The sequence below is a fragment of the Staphylothermus marinus F1 genome (genome assembly GCF_000015945.1).
Classification (GTDB): Archaea; Thermoproteota; Thermoprotei_A; order Sulfolobales; family Desulfurococcaceae; genus Staphylothermus; species Staphylothermus marinus.
The window spans coordinates 1169763-1186982 of the sequence record NC_009033.1; the positions used below are offsets into that span (position 1 = coordinate 1169763).

The window sequence follows — 17220 nt, forward strand, 5'->3', positions numbered from 1 at the left end:
ATTACTGCTGATATAATTAATGTTAATGTATTGATTGCTTCTGCTCTTTTAGACGTTGTATTTTCTTCTGTTATAGGCGTTGTTGGAGATAGTAATCCATTAGGATTATTATTAAAATGTTGTGTATTTGTCGTTGAAGCATTTTGGTTTTTGTATTGGTGTAGTTGAGTTATCTATTGGTTTTTGTACTATATGTTCTTCTATTAGTGGCTGTATTGGTTGAGTATAATTCAGTGTTTTGTTCACTAGTATTTTTCCATTAACTATTAGTTTAAAGATCATTTTTCCTGTTTCGCTCATATTTAATGGTGAATATAGTTCATAATTGATTTCCTTTATGATCATTATTGCAGGACCTTTTATCTGTATTATATTCATTAATACATCGATTTCATTCTCTCTTGAAATAATTTCTAATCTGGAGAACGCGTATCCACCACTATTAAATGTGACTGATCCATGTATTTTTAGATATTCTGTCTCCAGTAATGGATCGATTCTTAAATATATTTTTCTCGCGTACCCTTCTGAATAATTATCTGGATTGATCTGATTAAATATGAACAATAAGTCTCTCTTAAAGCTTGAGAACATATTTGAGACTAAAACAATACTTGTTCTTGTAGGCTTATTTATGAGCTTAGCATAAACAAGTGTTTCCGTCTGGTTTGGAGCATTTAGTTTAATATTGAGCAATGTATTATTGAATCCTTTTAGGCTGATATTAATTCTAGCAATGCATTGTTTTGAATAAGTATAATAGTATTTACCGGTGCCGAGAGCATATATTGTTTCACCAACTCCATCTCTAATATTAAACTTATAGTTATAGTATACTTCTACAATATATTTCTCCTCACCACTCATAACACGCCACATTATAAGCGGTAAAGGACCCATAACAGTATAGTATTTATGCTTATGTCCTTGGACAAATATGTCCCATGTAAAACCATAACTCATTTCCTCATCATTAACCAATACCCTAACACTTTTACGATCAGTTTCATTTGGAACAGGAAAATACATAGTAATAACATCATAACCAGCATTTCTCATAGTATATTTACCATAAACACTAACATTAACAACCCCATTACTAAGATATGTGAAGTTAAAAGCAATATCTTCATGATCAAGAATAATTGTTGGTGCAGGAATAGGGTTTGCAAATATTAATGGATGAATCATAACTATTAGAAGGAATACTAGGACAGTAATGAGTAAAATCTGCTTAATCAATATCTTCACCTCTAAAACATTATATATTTAGAATTAAATATTTGAAAATGTCTTACTTATTTCTAGGAGAAGGTATTAGTAATGCCACATCCTCTAGATGATTTCGTAGACAAATTCATTGCTGGAGTTTACGTTTGCCGAACAATAGATTGTGTTCTCGTCAATCTTTCCTCAGCCTTTTTTGTGTAAAAGATTATCTATAAGTACTATATTGTGATAAGTTTAGATCCTTTTAAACCCTATAATCCATTATTTTACAAGCAATTTACGGATCTCCTCGTAAATACTGTGATAGAGTCATTAAGAAGTATTCCATACAGGATACAGAGTATTTGGGCTGTTATTATAGGAGATAAACTAATTGTCTATGTGTATAGTTCGCTCATGTAAATAGTTAAAAATATAGTTCAGCAAATAAATCATCTATATAATCATTGAAATTTCTATGCGAGGTTGATGAGATGGTTGTTTTACGGCCTGAAGATATTAAATCCTTAATTGGTTTATCTGATGAATCATTGGATTGTAGTGGAATAAAGCTTACGTTAAAGACTATATATGTTCCTGAGACTGTTGGTGAGCTTAGGGTTGATGGGAGAGTTCTGCCCGAGTATGAGGAGTTAAGATGTGATCCTATGTGTAGGCTTAGTAGTGGGGCATATATTGTTCGGTACAATGAATATGTGAAGATACCTAATGGATACATGGGTCTAGTATTTCCTCGTTCCTCATTGTTGAGAATGGGTGCTACAATATATACGGCAGTATGGGATCCGGGCTATGAAGGCCAGGGGATAGGGTTGTTGGCTGTATTTAATAAACAAGGAATAGTTCTCGAAAAGAATGTTCAGTTAGCTCAACTTGTACTATTCAAGATGAGTGGTGAAACCATGTTTTCATATAAGGGAACATATCTTGGCGAGAAAGAAGCTTAGTATCTTTTATATCTGATACGAGTTATAGAGTATAGCTTTAATAATCTAAGCTTCTTATACATAGCATCTTTTAATCCCTTAATCTCGATATATGGTGTTCTGGTCTTAGCCAAGACTGTCTTAGTTTTTATTATATGGGTCTTAACAGCTCTATAGTATTCGCTCACCATTGTTTTTAATTCTGAACCTAGTTTTTCTAGATCATAGAATACATGGTATCCATCTAAGCTCGGAGGATTCAGTTCGAGCATTGTAGATACAAGTACTATGCCTAAACCAGTATTCATGGCGTGGGTTGTTGTTGCTAATACTTCGAATTCTATTGGATAATGTGCATAGTCTGTAATTAATAATAGTGTTTCTCTATTTCTAAGATTTTTAACGTAGTTCGAGAGTTTGATTAGGTCAATGCTTCCACTAGGATCTACTTTACATATAGTATTTAGTGAAAAATTAATTGCTTCTAAAGGATTTAGCCCATGTTTTATCAAGGGTTTTTCTCCATGTAAAATTATCAAATCAATTATATCTCCCAGACTATGAGCTATGCTTAGAAACCCTGTAAGCACATATATAGCTGATTCTATCTTGTCACCATATAGCATTGATTTAGAATAATCTAAGACAACAATGTTATTTACTAGTCTCTCCAATAAATGTTCTTTAACCATTAATCTATAATCACCGTCAGGCTTAATCATTCTAGCAGATGCTCTCCAATCTATGAACCTAATATCGTCTCCCGGAGAATACTCTCTTAAATCAACATATTCAAAGCCAGGACCCTTAATCCTAGAAGGTATTACACCATACATTAGATTACTAAAATGAGCTCTAGACAGTTTTGATGCTAAACTTGCTCTTCTACATATCCTTGTAGGCATTTCTTCTCAGCTGTCAAGATTTTAAATCATAACCATTTATTTCAGATATACTATTTACCCACTATATATGTAGTATTTATCACGGTGATATGTTTGCAGAAATATTATTCTTATAGAGAAGTTATTGATGCTAAAATATATGATAGTACGGGTCTATATTTTGGAGATTTATGTGGTTTCTCAATAAATGAGAAACCCTTGTTAAAAGCATGTCTTAAATTCAATGTTGGCGATATGGTACCGGATATTAATAGGCTTAAGGGGTTACTGGAAGAAAGGGGTCTAGAGATCCCGCAGGATCTTACGCTGGAAGAGCTAGTATTGACAGCTAGGAATGAGGGTTTAGAGATTCCTATGAAGAAAGTTGTTTCGAAAGTAGAGTTTGTAAAGGCTTTTATCGACTTGGATAATGTGTTGTTGATTGATGTGGTTTATAGAAGGGTTTATAGAGGTAATTCGAGAATAGCTGTTATCCTCCTTAAATCTCCTCGAGAAGCAAAATATAGGGGTCTCCCCCTCCCAATAAATAATCCCTACATTGAATTAATAGATAAGACGATAGGTAAATTAGTGGTTAGCACTAGTAACGGGATAATAGGATATGTTAGTGAAGTAGTTTTTTCGCCTGGAAAAGTTGGGTTGAGAATTGAATCCGAGAATTATAGGAGTGGAGTAATATTGTGGAATAATTTCTTATCCATTCTTGAAACAAGAGGATTTAGTGAATTAGGAAATTTATTAAGAAACAATATTGGAGAACATGAAAGACTTGATCTCCACTTGTATGGATACATATATCATTTACTAGAAACATATAAGGCTCCAAGTCAAGTATTTGAACTGCTTAATTCTAATCTAGAATTTGAAGAATTACTTGTAGAGAAATACCAGGATATTGAATGGGATAATATATTGAAAATTGGTGATATAATCATAGCTAAATAAGAGGTTTAAACAATGGATATAGATGAGATAAGTGAAAAAATAAATATGGTTATAAAGGAGATTCATAAAGCAATAATCGGCTATGATTATGAATTGAAGCTTCTTCTAGCATCACTCCTATCCGATGGACATGTATTATTAGAAGGTGTTCCAGGCATTGCTAAAACAACTATTGCAAGAGCACTGGTTAGAGTATTAGGTCTTGAGGAGAGAAGGAAATACTTCATAGAGAATATACCATTTACAGGATTTTCACGTATACAATTCACACCTGATCTTATGCCAAGCGATATAACGGGTTCTCTAATATTTAACCCTGTAACCAGAGAATTTGAGCCAAGACTTGGCCCTATATTTTCATATATCGTATTAGCTGACGAGATAAACCGTGCAACACCTAGAACACAATCAGCAATGCTTCAAGCAATGCAGGAGAGAGAAGTAACCATAGGTGATAAAACATATAAGCTTGAATACAAGGATAAAGGTAAGTTCTTCTTTGTAATAGCCACCGAGAACCCGATCGAGCAAGAAGGAACATATCCATTACCAGAGGCACAACTTGACCGCTTCATGATGAGAATAATTATGGGTTATCCAAAAAGTTTAGAGGAAGAAAAGAACATCTATAAATTACATGCATATAGAATTGTTGAGCCAGTAGAGGATCTAGAAAAAATAGTTACACCGGACTGGGTGGTTGAAGCACAAAAAACAATAAGTAAGGAAATCATGGTTTCCGACACCATGCTAGACTATATTGCACGGATAATTAGAGCAACTAGGCCCGAGATACTAAAAAGTATTAAGAAATACTTTGAATTAGGAGCAAGCCCCAGAGCAGGTATAATGCTAGTAAAAGTATCCAAAGCACTAGCAGCTATTAGAGGTAGTGATAAAGTAGAATATGTTGACCTTGAAAAAGCTTTATTCCCAGTTCTTAACCACAGAGTTATACCAAACATCGATCTTGTAATAGAGTATGGTGGAGACTTCGAGGCTAGGATGAGAGTGATAAGGGAAGGACTAAAGCATGCGGTCGAAGCTGTTACGTAGTAATGTTTCAGCGGTGTAATAAATGATAATATTTGATAACATAACTATGCAGGATCTTCTAGGTAGATCATATAAGTTATTCTTCCACATACCAACCCCAAGCATCACACTCATTATTACCCCCGCACTTTTCAATAAAACTCTTCTAGCAAACTATATTTTAGGAAATAAGAAACCTTTTATCGGAAATATTGTTTCAAGAATAAAAATACAGGGAGTGAAAGGATTATTCATTCCAGAGCTAGCGCAAGGAAAGTCATTAATTTTAGACGAGATATTAACTATTGATGAAAAAGATGATACATTATATTCTGAACTACTTAACTTACTTAGACAATACGGGTACAAATTAGACAATAATCCTTTGATCATAAAGAATATTCCTAAGCCCCTATTATACTTAATTAGTACAATCTATGTTCTGAGGAAATCCGGGAACTTAACAGTACTTATAGAGCCTTTTAAAGAGTTGGATGAAATGCTTGGGTCAAGACTAGTCATGGAGATCTATGAGAAGAGAAGTAAGGGAAATACAATAGTGATTATTTCTTCCAACAAGAGTCTCATTGATAATATAAACTATGAGCACTTAGTAATTATAAGGAGAGATGGCAAGATCTTCGAGACTAGTACTGGAGCTATCACCCTAAAAAATATTTTAAAAGAAACCATTCCATTAGAAATAATTGCTGAAAAGAATAGCTTATCTGAACTGTTATCATTAAAGTGTTTAAAGGGAATAATTACTCTTAATAAGAACATATTTTATGTTTTTATAGAAAAGTCTTTATATAGAACATGTTTATATCACCTAGTTAATCTACAACGGAAAAGAATAATTAGGAAAATGAGAGTTGTTAAACAGAGTTTTATTGAGGAATGATCATATTTGAGGATTAATGGTGGTCAACTGATTTTATATATATTAGCGTCCCTTATTGGGGGCATGCTAGCTTTTATTCCTTTCACATATATTGTTCCACAAATGTTCTTTGGAGAATTAATTTTTCTCCACATAGTATTCATTCTAGTAATATATATTGAGTTATCTAGGATAATCGAGTGGTTTGAGGGATTAGATAAGCTTGTCTATATTAATTCTGATGAGTCTAGCAGGATGAAAATGTTCAAGAAAGTCATTTCTATAATTACTGATAACTTATTAGTTTTTTCATTAGTTATACTTATCCCATGGATAATTATTCGTGGACAGTATCTTTCAAACTATATTTTCATAGGCTATTTCCTATCAATTTTTATATTAATAAATACTTTATCAACACTTATCATGTTGATTAATATGGCGTTTATAAAAGATAAGTTAATTTCTATTTTACTGATATTTTCCACAGAGATCGTAATTATTTTGTCTATGCTTAATAGGTTAAATCAGATATTTAATTATGATCTCCTCTATCCAGTATCTTTACTCATATCTTCGCTGACTTTATTATTTATTGTCTACTATGGGTGGAATAAATGGATCTGAAGCATTTATCGTTAATATTTTTTATTATCGCCTTAATTTGGTCGTTACTCTATCTCTTTGGCTCTCATGGATTTGTTTTCTATTCTTCGGAACTAACCGCTGTGGACAGGGGATATAATATTGTTTATTTAAATGATTATTCTCCAATACGTATATACATATATAATATTTATCAACTACACGGTGGAGGCAATATTAGAAACGATATAGTAATTAATTATCATGTTAAAAATCTAACTTATGCCTCATTACCTATAGTTAATATAAGGATCAAGTATTTCCTCAGCAATTATACTCCAATAGAACCCCCCTCTACTATTCTAACATATATGGATTATGTATCTCTATATGAGGGAAAAGTTAATCCTGTTCTAGTAGGGATGGGTTTAGAGGATAAACATATAGTTTTAGAAAATGTTCGGTCAAAATATCTTGTTGTAGTAGTTGTTCTCAGTATTAGACAGGATATAATAGTTGATTTATCAAAATATGTGCCTCCACTAACATATTATCCCAGTCCCCCGCCTCAGCCAGACATATTTGCATACATTGTGAAGAGATCCTTTAATAATTCATACTATGAAACAATGCTTTTGTATCTAGCTAAGAAAATATATGAAAATACTGGATCTCTAAGTGTTTTTCAGGAACACGTATTAACAAATAAAAACATTAGATTATCAAGCATTCTTATTGTATGGATATTATCAATAACTTTTATTGAAGCATATGATTACAAATTCGTATTTAAACTGTTTAGAGAGTTGATTTATAAAGCAGTGATCTCAGGATCATATTTGCGAAGAAAACTAAGAAGGTTGCTAAAATATACGGTTCGACAACATAGTTCTTAACATCGATTTTATAGTTTATATTACTTGTCAAAATATAGTTTCCAGCCTTTGATACTGTTTTCTCAGCGAGTTTTTCGAATATATTGATTAGATTATTTGTTTGTTTTACATTATAGAATTGACCCTTCGTGATATTTGCTATTTCTCGTAGTCTCTGCTTAGCCATTATGTTCTCGTAGATATTCATTCCCGGTGTTTCGATGAAGATAGGGTATATTGTTATATTGTATCTAGCACATTTATATACTACTTCTCTATATAAGGGGGTGTCTTGAGCAAAAGGTAGGCCGTCAGTTACAAATATTATTGTTGGAGATAAGTTGAATTCGGCAAAGGGGACTAACCATTCATATGCTATTTCTAGTGGCTTACTATATATTGTTCCGCCGAAAGCTTTTATTTCTCCAAGCTTCTTATATAGAAGCTCCTGATCACTTGTTGGGGGTATAGCTATTCTTACGTGGTCATTAAACGTTATTAGGCCAATTAATACATAGTCTATTGTTTGATCAATAAATTTTTTTACAGCGTTAACTGCTGTTATGATTTTATCGCCTTTCATGCTGCCAGATGTATCTAAAACAATTACTACAGGGGGTTTTCTCTGCAAGCTAATCTTGGCTTCAAGTGTTTGTGTGGTCTTCACATATTTGGGTATTATAGTGTATGGTAGTGTTAGCGAAAACATTATTAATACAATTACTGTGGTGGCTAATGCTATGTTCAAATACCATTTGATACTATGTTGTTTTCTAATATAGGACGAAATATACTGTGTTAACGGATGATTAAAAGAATAAATTTTGCCTAGAACCCTTCTTCTTCCCCATCTTAATAATACATACATAGCGAACAGGATTAACGGTATGATATAAATTATTATAGGGTATTCAAGCATCAATGTCTAGTACCCCTCAATACGTGATGCTAGAAATAAAACTAAGCTCGCAACTAACAAGTAAATTGTTGGATATGGATAGACTACTTCTTTCGAAACCTTCACTTCTAATAGTTTCTTAGATATAAATGCTTCCAACCTCATCTGTCTAGCAGCATCTTCCGTCAACTTATTCAGTAATTTCTCAGTGAACTGATTAATGTTTATAACATATATATTAGAAGCCGTAAGCTCTTCGACTAATTGGTCGGCTCGTTTATCTAATCCTATTCTAACAAATAATACTGGATATCCAGACTTGTTTATTGAAACTATTTCATCATATGGGTCTCCGCCCTCATTATATGCTCCATCACTAACTATAACTATTATAGCTGGATACTGTGATGCGGTAACATATGAGTATGCATAAGCTAGTGCCGCGCTTAGATCAGAATATCTTTTGTCGGGGGAAAGCTCCAATAATTTGGGGTGACAAAACGTTATGTTTCCTAGACAAATTTTTCTAGGATATTCTGAGAATCCAATGATCAATAATTTATCTTTAGGTGATAAATAATTCATATACCTATAGGTAAAATTCAAAGCTCTAACAAATCTTGTAATGTTGGTTCCATCAGTATACTGCATGCTTTTTGATTCATCTATTAATAAAACGTGTAATGCTGTTATATTATACATTACTCTCTTGATCTCTGTTTCTTCAGGGTTTCCATGTACTGTAAACTGTATTGTTTGAACAGTAACTGGAAGCGTTGATGCTAGGAGTAATAATATTATTGATGCTATTTTGGAGGCTTGAATTATATGCCATAATATGTTATCTCTCTGATTTAATAGTTTTAGAAGGGTTCTTCTCCTAGAATAAACATATATGTATAAGAGTGTCAGTATTGGTATAATAATTAACATAACATTGGTCATTTCTGGATGCAATAGTTTAATCATCTTCCATACTCCCAGAGTATCCTCCACTTATTCCTCCAGGATTCTCGGTATTTGTCATATTGGTTTTCTGTTTCTTAACAATTTCTCCCATTGAAAGCTTTGTTAGGAACATTGATATTTGCCTAGCGAATGGCTTTAACTTCTCCATATCAACTTGTTTCGTAATGGATTCTGCAAGTTTTAATAAGGTTAGATTTGTATTGTTGTTTTCAATGTTTTCTATATTAGATGATAGGATTTCCATTAATTTTATGTATTCTAGGATAGTATTGAGAGTATCATTGATAACCATGATCGAGTAATTTATTGTAGTATTGTGATCGTCGAGCAATATGCCTTTTTCTCTTACATATTTTAAAATTTTCAGTGATTCGTTAAGTTCATGCACAATATTGTAGAGACGTAGTTTCATATCGTAATATATGTTTAGGGATTTCTTTATGTTTAAGTTGCTGAGTTCATCAAGGCTTTTCTCCATACCGGCCCATATAATAGGTAGATCCATTGTAACATTAAATAGTTTCCTAGAAACAATTGTTATATTTTCATATGTAATTACAGTTACTAATTCTCTATACGGTGTTCCCGGAGTATTCAGTACTCTTGTTTTCTCTTCTTTAATGTATTTATGAAGCTTTAATAGATCAGCAGGATCTACATCATAGCTAGGATTCTTATATTGAATATGGGAACTTGTCTTATTCAAGTAAGATATTGATTCTTGATAAGCACGATCTAGGCTATAATTTGAGCTGGAAATACTTGTTTTGATAAGCATGCTGTAAAATATAAAACCAAGTATTATAGCTACTATTATAGTGGCTAAGATGCTTGTTCTATTTATTTTAAACATTCGTCCTAGTCCTCTCAAATAGACCTGTCTAAGATATGGGTTATATTAAGATACTAATAACACTAACTCATTTACGTATCGTAGAATATTGTTAAGTTGTTATATAGTAGTTATAAAGTACAACGTTTTATCACAAATAATGCTACATTATAGAACTTTATTCGGACATACATGTGCCTGTAAGAGGGTAAAAACGGGATAATAGTTATACTTGTGAAAGTGAGGTTAAATATTTTCTAGTATGTTAATTTCTTCTTCTCTGAGTCTCCATCCCATAGCTCCGATTATTTCCTTTATGTGTTCTATATTCTCAGTTTTTGGTATGGCAACGACGTTGGGTCTAGAGATTAGATAGTTTAGTGCTACCTGTACAGGTGTTCTATTTATTTTCTTTGCTATCTCTATTATGGTTGGATGATGAGATACACGGGTTCTTTCTAATGGTGTATATGCTTGAATCGTTATACTGTTTTTAATAACATATGGGAGCAGATCCTTCTCAATATCCTTTGTTAAAACACTATAATGGACTTGGTCAACTACTATCTCTGCTTTTCGAGTAGCATGAATAGCTTTTTCAAGCTCATATACATTGAAGTTGCTCACACCTATATATCTAGCTAGTCCCTCCTCATAAACGATCTCAAAATTCCTTACTTGTTCTTCTATGGTTAGACTCTCATTGGGCCAGTGGATTAAGAATAAATCGACTTCGCTAAGACCAAGCCTCTTAAGACTTGCTTTAGCGGCTTTTAATACTTCATCAGATGATACGAGATGATGTGGAAGCATTTTAGTGGTCACAAATACTTTATCTTTTCCAACCGCTCTAACAACCCTGCCAACGAATTCTTCAGCTTTTCCACCATCATACATTTCAGCAGTATCAATATTATCAATACCATTTTCTATAGCGTATACAAAAGCATTATAAGCTTTTGAATAATCTCTAATAGCCCATGTTCCAAGCCCTATAGCTGTGACTGTTTCACCAGTTTTTCCAATCGGTTTTCTATCACTATAATCTATGGGAAATCTAGACATTATTCATCCCCAATTATAGTTGTTATTTATTATGTTTATTAAATGTACAGTGTAAATTGTAAATTCTATATAAGTAGCTTATGGTAGTTTAGTTCACTAGTTCTAAAGCTACCAAGACCTATAATGTACTATGTTGTTACATTATTAGCTATAAGTTGTTTGCAGGATCAATTCATTTGTAATAAAATTTAAAATTTATTATACTTGTTTATCTGTGTTAGTTAATTATAATTATGACATCATATGTTTGGAAATATTGCTTATGTAGGGATAAATAATGGGTTTAGAAGTTTTGATGTTGATTGCTAACATTATTAGTGGATTGGTGATCGCCATTCTTTCAACAATGGCTGGTATCGGTGGAGGCGCATTCATGATCCCTTATTTCTATTTTATAGGTTTGCCTATAAATGAAGCGGTTGGTACAAGTAAATTCGTTATCGTCTTCATATCATTATTTGGTACAATAAATTATCTTAGACTCCGAAAAGTCATGGTTAAACAAGGAATAATGATATTGATAGGTATGATTCCCGCCTCATACTTGGGTGCATATCTTGTTAGCATAATAGATAATAGAATTCTTAGGTTAATTATATCCGTATTTATTTTGTTCTACTCTATACGGTTAATCTACGGGTTTCTAAAGAAAAAATTTGGAAAGATAAAAACTAGTACTGCACAACAACATGTTGGTGAAAATTATATAGTAGATAAGCCTTCTGTTGCTGTATTAATTGGTTTATTATCTGGGTTCGTAGCTGGTTTAACCGGTACTGGTGGGGGAGTTGTTAATATGCCTCTTTTTCTATCGGTCATGAAGATTCCTGTTCATTTTGCTGTTGCACTGTCTACGTTTGTAATATTTCCTTCATCTGTAGCTGCAGCTATACGTCACGCGTTAAATAACGATATAAACTATTTTATTGGCTTACCATTTGTTTTGGGAGCGGTAATTGGTGCAAATATTGGGCCTAGAATAGCTACTAAAACGCATTCTCAGCATTTGAGGCTTTTTATAGGATTAATTTTATTTTATGCTGGAATTAGAATGCTTTATTCAACAATATTTTAGGATTTATAAAAAATTAGTTATGAGCTAATGCAACGCCGCCTCCTCTAAGATCGGCTGCTAAGTTATAGTAGCCTTCTTTGTAAGCTTTAATGGCTTGCACGTTGCCAACACTACTTGATAATGCATCGATGATCTCGATGTTCTCATTAACAGGGCTTATGCCTAGGCTTTTCTCTATGATTGCTCTTTGGATTCTTCTCCCATGATACTTCGTAACTATGTATCTAGGTGCATGTATTGCTTTTGCTAAACTCATATTATAGTCTACGATATTTGTAAACACTATGCTGTGTATTTGTGGTCTAAGATCCCCTCCTGCACAACCTATTATATATGTTTCTTTATCGTTTTCAGCTAGTAGTATTGATAATGTATGTTTTGGTCTTTTTCTTGGAGCAGGGCCGTTAGGATGATTCTTTTCAGGAGTGAATCCTATGGCTCGATTCTGGAAAGGTATATTTTCAACTACTATTCCTGAGCCGAAAGGATAAAAGATACTCTGAATAAAACCTACAATGTTTCCGTATCGATCACTTGTGACAAAGAAAGTTGTATCCATGGATGTTAGTTTATTGTTCCTGCCAGATGTAAATTCTTTTATCCTATTTACGAGGTAATCCCTAGACAATAGCTTGTATGGGTTAAATACGTAATGAGAAGGATCAGCAACATATTTATCTCTATCATCATAGGCTATTATAGCTAATTTAAAGAATTCCATTATTCTCTCTATATTATCATATGGTTTTGTATTAATTCCTAAATATTCAATTAACTTTAAAAGTTCAAGTGTAGTTATGCCCTGAGTATTGGGTGGGAGTTCGAATAATGTATAGTCTTTATAGTTTGTCTTTAGCGGATTAACCGGCTCGCCTCTATGAGTAGAGAAATCCTCATATGTTATTGGAACGCCTTGATTTCGAAGTTTTTCTATAATTTCCTCAGCTAGTTTCCCTTCGTAGAATTCTCTAAATCCCCTCCTTGATATTATTTTCAATACCCTAGCATATCTTGGAAGTCTAACAATATCTCCGAGGCTATAGGCTCCATATGTGGATTTCCATGTGTTATATTGTTGTAGGTAATTATATGATGAACGTATTGCTTTGTCTAATTGTTCTGATACATAGAAGCCGTTTTCAGCAAGACTTATAGCGTATTTAAGTATTTCAACAGGATCTTTCGAACCATAATTTTCCCAAACCCAATCCCATAAATCAACTAGTCCTGGCACAGTAATGGTTAGAGGTCCTCTTTCTGGTTTTTCTAAAATAAATTTATCTATAGGAAATATACTGGATGAACGACCTGATCCATTATAGGCTATGATTTCATTATTTCCTGTTTTTGCAAGTAGAAAACCATCACCTCCAATACCACCAGTATAAGGTAGTACTATGGATAATACACTACTTACAGCAATAGCAGCATCAAACGCGTTTCCTCCATTCTCTAGAACCCGTAAGCCAGCGAGAGTAGCAGTGTATATTTGAGAACTAACACCTTCTCGACCAATTACTCCAAAAACCATATCCTTACCACCTAGAACAAATCTAGTCTTTTTTCATATAAATAGAATAATGAACGGTTTAAACTTGTTCATTATAATAAAAGAGTTTTGATAAAAGGATAAGTATGGTGCGGCGGCCGGGATTTGAACCCGGGATCTCCGGCTTGGGGGGCCGGCGTCCTAGTCCAGGCTAGACGACCGCCGCATATATACAATATTACTTTTATTGAGCATGGGTTTATAGTTTTTCTTTATATATATTTACCACAAGGTTAAATATTCGAAATACTATTGTAGGATCAAGTTTGATCATTGAATCTTATTATTAGCACTGTTTATATCATGTAGTTTATGAAATAATTAATAATCATTATTAAAAGATAAACTATTTTATTAACTAAGAAAATAACTAGGAAAGTTTTTAAATGATATATAGGCTCAGCTCCCTATTGAGCGGGGGCTTTAATGTATATTGGTGTTCTACCACCACTATAAAGTATTATTAGTCCTCTTTTAGCAGCTTCACGTAGTAGCTTTTTTGCAACGCTTATTCTTATGCTATATGCTTGTGCTAGAGTATATGGAGTTAGTACATTGAATGAACCACGTTTTAGTTCTCGTTCAAATCTCTTCATAAGCTCTGGTGTTAAATCTATTTGTGAAGCAATAGATATCTTAGGTGTTTCACTTCCTTCTTTTACTTCAGATGTTTTTTCTCTTTTACCTCTCGCCATAACTAAGCACCCTTAACATGTTGTCTTTTCTTAAACATCAATTATTATAAACAGATAAATAGTTTATCTCTCAATATATAATGTCTTTTCCGTCTTGTTTTTTCTTTAAATCTTCTATATGCAATCATTTACTCGGCAAGATCCACTCTAATATCTAATATCATAAACATATAGAGATACGAGTATGATTCTAATAAATATTTAATAAACATGTGAATGTAAAAGAGTTAGATTATTAATTCATAGTGCTCCATATTAATATAGTAGGTGGTATTTTTGAGTATTAGAAATAATGATTCAATTGAAAAGTATACACCTCTCATTTTAGTAAAGTCTCAAACGGGGCTAAGGACGCTTAGCGAGGAAGAAGTTATAGGGTATATAATGTTTCAAGCTGAAACAAATAGGAAAAAACCAGGATTCTTTAAAAGAAAGGGTGAACATATAAGGCTTGTATCTTTACTATATTATCCATTCATAGTTAAGAGTTACAGGGAGAGAATGGCCTTAATAATCGATCCAGTTAAGAAATCTAGTATAGAATTTGAATATGATTCAATTAATAAAGAAGTTATAAATAAAGAGTTAGAGTCGTTAAAAGATCTCACAGGCAAGGAATTTCTGGATCAAATGGTTAAGCTTGAAAAAATAGTGGAAAGCATTGTTTCGGGTAAGGAATATATTGATAAAAGAAAATATGTGATCGAATCAATTGTTAACGATGCAATAATGATAAAAGATCTAAGAATATTTATTGAAAACACTGTTAACTATGAAATACCAGGTGGAAAAATAGAATATGAAAAAATCAATATAGATGAGATAATAGAGAAAGTTCAAAAAATTCTTGAAGAAACCCATTCTATACTAACCTATATAAATGATTTCATAAAAAGACTCGACGGCTACGTTGATAAATGGAAAGAAAATATCGAGCTAGTATTTTCTGAGAAAATGAAGGAAATAGATGTAAAGATCGAAGAAACCAAATTAGAGGTGCAGAAAAACATTAATTTATTACGAAAGAAGCTTGAGGAAGAAATAAATGTTATAAAAGAGAGACATAAACCAACAATTGAAACTATAGAGAAAAGGATCGATGAGATCAAGAGTGAAATTAAAACGATCGAGGAAGAAATAGAAAAAGCAAAACAATATGGTAAAGATACAAGTGATTTAAAGAAGAAATTGAATGATCTCAAGAAAACATTAAAGGATCTTGAAGAAGAGTTGAGAGAAGCTAATAAAAGAATGGAGGATGAAATTGAATCTGTTCAAAAACGATACAAGGAAATGATTGAGAGTGAAAACGAGAAAATAAAAAGACTGTATAATGAGAGAGAGAAGTTGCGTCTAGAGCTCGAAGCTCTGGAAAAAGAAGCTAATACAAGATACGATTCTATTAGGAAGAATCTGATGAAGTATAGAGATAAAATTATGGAAATTGAGAAAAAAATCTTAGGTATATCCGTTCTACTACCAACTAGCGGAGAAGGAAAATACTTGGTCCCATTAGCAGTTATAATGTACGGTAAAAACAGCGAGACAAGATACATGACAATAACACCTTTAATGTTTGAACATACAGGAAGAATAGCGTCGAGAATTAGAATTTACAGTGTAGAGTCAATAAACAAACACTTAGCCTGGATAATCAACATTCTTGAACAACCACGCATTAGGGCTCAATTAGATGAAAACAATCTATTCAGGATCGTAGCGCTTGAGCGGATAGAAATAGGCTTATCTAGACTTTCAGATCTCGGTATACTTAGTAGGGGAGAAATTAGAAAAATCATAAAGAATTTGAAGGATCAAATAGAAATGGTTGTTTAAACAAGTATAACTGCTAAAGCTACTGCAAAAATACCAGATAAATATATTCCATCAAATGTTCCCGCTCCGCCTATGCTGAGAAAAGACGAACCATAAATGTTTACAAACTTATATAGCTCCTTTTTAAGCCTCAAAATATCCGCACCTATAAGACTACCTAATACGCCTCCCACATATGCTATAGGAATAACATATATGGGTTCCTGTACTAGTAGTATGGTTATTAATGCTGAGGTTAGGGGTGGAACAAGTCCTGGAACGGCTATGCCTGCACCAGGTATTGCTCGTGAAAACATGTAGGATATAATCGTTGTAATTATAATTGCTACTAGTGAAGCTATGAAGTAATTGATATTTATTATTAATAATCTGTACAATAAGAAAATACTGATCGTTAAAGGTATTAGTGCGCCTCCAACATTGATTGCCAAAATTATTTTACGTGCAATAATTACAGGTGTTATAATGGGTATTGGTATACCATAGAAAAACACATATCTTTGTTGAAAACTCAATGTATACCCTCCAGCCATGTATTCTTTTAATACAATATTTACAGGGCTAAAAAGAAGACTTAATAAGAAAATCATGAAGCCTACGAGAATAGCAGCTCTTAGATTTAGTCCGAAAAAAACTGTTAAGAAACCAAATACGCTAGGAGCTACTAGGCTTAGAGGGATTAAAAGTATTAGGTAAAACATGAAATAAAATGGATGAGTTGGGAAAGATACAATTATTCTCTTATCCAAACCATTCTCCAATGCTGGTTCACGCCATAAAATCTAGTTAGTATAATGGATCTGTGCGCGAAACCGTCGTCATCCCCCTACCCAATACGGGTCGAGGGAGTCATAGTCTTCATCTCCTATTCTGTCCTACAGTGTTTTCTCTAAATAAGTTTTTATTTCGTAAATTTT

Annotated in this window: 17 protein-coding genes and 1 tRNA gene; 8 read left to right on the top strand and 10 right to left on the bottom strand. The window is 32.9% G+C overall.

What is annotated here, in order from left to right:
- Window positions 1-111: 111 nt before the first annotated feature.
- A complete protein-coding gene (locus SMAR_RS06270) occupies window positions 112-1242 on the bottom strand; it encodes a hypothetical protein (protein WP_011839488.1) in 1131 nt (376 codons plus the stop codon).
- Between the two features lie 461 nt (window positions 1243-1703).
- Here SMAR_RS06270 and SMAR_RS06275 point away from each other — a divergent pair, with 461 nt between their 5' ends.
- Window positions 1704-2177 carry a deoxyuridine 5'-triphosphate nucleotidohydrolase gene (locus SMAR_RS06275; protein WP_011839489.1) on the top strand — a complete coding sequence of 158 codons (474 nt, stop codon included), beginning with the start codon at window positions 1704-1706 and terminating at the stop codon, window positions 2175-2177.
- Here SMAR_RS06275 and SMAR_RS06280 read toward each other — a convergent pair.
- The gene (locus SMAR_RS06280) at window positions 2174-3061 is read right to left on the bottom strand and encodes a DUF58 domain-containing protein (RefSeq protein WP_011839490.1); all 888 of its coding nucleotides are present in this window, start codon (window positions 3059-3061) and stop codon (window positions 2174-2176) included. The two genes, SMAR_RS06275 and SMAR_RS06280, sit on opposite strands and share 4 nt — an antisense overlap.
- 84 nt (window positions 3062-3145) lie before the next feature.
- Here SMAR_RS06280 and SMAR_RS06285 point away from each other — a divergent pair, with 84 nt between their 5' ends.
- From SMAR_RS06285 to SMAR_RS08435, 5 genes are all read left to right on the top strand, one after another.
- Window positions 3146-4006, top strand: coding sequence for a hypothetical protein (locus tag SMAR_RS06285; protein WP_244372354.1), 861 nt, complete (start codon window positions 3146-3148; stop codon window positions 4004-4006).
- A gap of 12 nt (window positions 4007-4018) precedes the next feature.
- Window positions 4019-5062 (top strand): AAA family ATPase, encoded by a 1044-nt coding sequence (locus SMAR_RS06290; protein ID WP_011839492.1) that lies wholly within the window; start codon window positions 4019-4021, stop codon window positions 5060-5062.
- Between the two features lie 22 nt (window positions 5063-5084).
- On the top strand, window positions 5085-5945 hold the full coding sequence (locus SMAR_RS06295; protein WP_011839493.1) for a hypothetical protein: 861 nt from the start codon (window positions 5085-5087) through the stop codon (window positions 5943-5945).
- 63 nt (window positions 5946-6008) lie between these two features.
- Complete coding sequence (locus tag SMAR_RS06300) at window positions 6009-6551, top strand: hypothetical protein (RefSeq protein WP_244372357.1); 543 nt, start codon at window positions 6009-6011, stop codon at window positions 6549-6551.
- A complete protein-coding gene (locus SMAR_RS08435; RefSeq protein WP_011839495.1) occupies window positions 6542-7405 on the top strand; it encodes a hypothetical protein in 864 nt (287 codons plus the stop codon). Before SMAR_RS06300 ends, SMAR_RS08435 begins: the two co-directional genes overlap by 10 nt.
- Here the strand turns inward: SMAR_RS08435 and SMAR_RS06305 are convergent.
- The 4 genes from SMAR_RS06305 to SMAR_RS06320 all read right to left on the bottom strand — a co-directional run bounded on the left by SMAR_RS06305 (window position 7308) and on the right by SMAR_RS06320 (window position 11148).
- Window positions 7308-8303: a vWA domain-containing protein gene (locus SMAR_RS06305; RefSeq protein WP_244372516.1), complete on the bottom strand. Its 996-nt coding sequence runs from the start codon at window positions 8301-8303 to the stop codon at window positions 7308-7310. The two genes, SMAR_RS08435 and SMAR_RS06305, sit on opposite strands and share 98 nt — an antisense overlap.
- A 6-nt stretch (window positions 8304-8309) precedes the next feature.
- A complete protein-coding gene (locus SMAR_RS06310) occupies window positions 8310-9251 on the bottom strand; it encodes a vWA domain-containing protein (RefSeq protein ID WP_052833852.1) in 942 nt (313 codons plus the stop codon).
- Window positions 9244-10104: a hypothetical protein gene (locus SMAR_RS06315; protein ID WP_011839497.1), complete on the bottom strand. Its 861-nt coding sequence runs from the start codon at window positions 10102-10104 to the stop codon at window positions 9244-9246. Before SMAR_RS06315 ends, SMAR_RS06310 begins: the two co-directional genes overlap by 8 nt.
- A gap of 225 nt (window positions 10105-10329) precedes the next feature.
- Window positions 10330-11148: an aldo/keto reductase gene (locus SMAR_RS06320; protein WP_011839498.1), complete on the bottom strand. Its 819-nt coding sequence runs from the start codon at window positions 11146-11148 to the stop codon at window positions 10330-10332.
- Between the two features lie 277 nt (window positions 11149-11425).
- Between SMAR_RS06320 and SMAR_RS06325 the strand changes: the two genes are divergently transcribed.
- Window positions 11426-12223 carry a sulfite exporter TauE/SafE family protein gene (locus SMAR_RS06325; RefSeq protein ID WP_011839499.1) on the top strand — a complete coding sequence of 266 codons (798 nt, stop codon included), beginning with the start codon at window positions 11426-11428 and terminating at the stop codon, window positions 12221-12223.
- 13 nt (window positions 12224-12236) lie between these two features.
- On the opposite strand, the gene SMAR_RS06330 is transcribed toward SMAR_RS06325, so the two are convergent.
- The 3 genes from SMAR_RS06330 to SMAR_RS06340 form a co-directional block, all read right to left on the bottom strand.
- A complete protein-coding gene (locus SMAR_RS06330) occupies window positions 12237-13754 on the bottom strand; it encodes a gamma-glutamyltransferase family protein (RefSeq protein ID WP_011839500.1) in 1518 nt (505 codons plus the stop codon).
- A 105-nt stretch (window positions 13755-13859) separates the two neighbouring features.
- Window positions 13860-13938: transfer RNA gene (locus SMAR_RS06335), tRNA-Gly, on the bottom strand.
- A gap of 241 nt (window positions 13939-14179) precedes the next feature.
- The gene (locus SMAR_RS06340; protein WP_011839501.1) at window positions 14180-14467 is read right to left on the bottom strand and encodes a 30S ribosomal protein S25e; all 288 of its coding nucleotides are present in this window, start codon (window positions 14465-14467) and stop codon (window positions 14180-14182) included.
- A gap of 276 nt (window positions 14468-14743) precedes the next feature.
- Between SMAR_RS06340 and SMAR_RS06345 the strand changes: the two genes are divergently transcribed.
- Window positions 14744-16303 carry a hypothetical protein gene (locus tag SMAR_RS06345; RefSeq protein WP_011839502.1) on the top strand — a complete coding sequence of 520 codons (1560 nt, stop codon included), beginning with the start codon at window positions 14744-14746 and terminating at the stop codon, window positions 16301-16303.
- On the opposite strand, the gene SMAR_RS06350 is transcribed toward SMAR_RS06345, so the two are convergent.
- Entirely contained in the window at window positions 16300-17064 is a 765-nt protein-coding gene (locus tag SMAR_RS06350; protein WP_244372360.1) for a DUF1614 domain-containing protein, read from the bottom strand. The genes SMAR_RS06345 and SMAR_RS06350 overlap by 4 nt on opposite strands.
- Window positions 17065-17220: the final 156 nt, after the last annotated feature.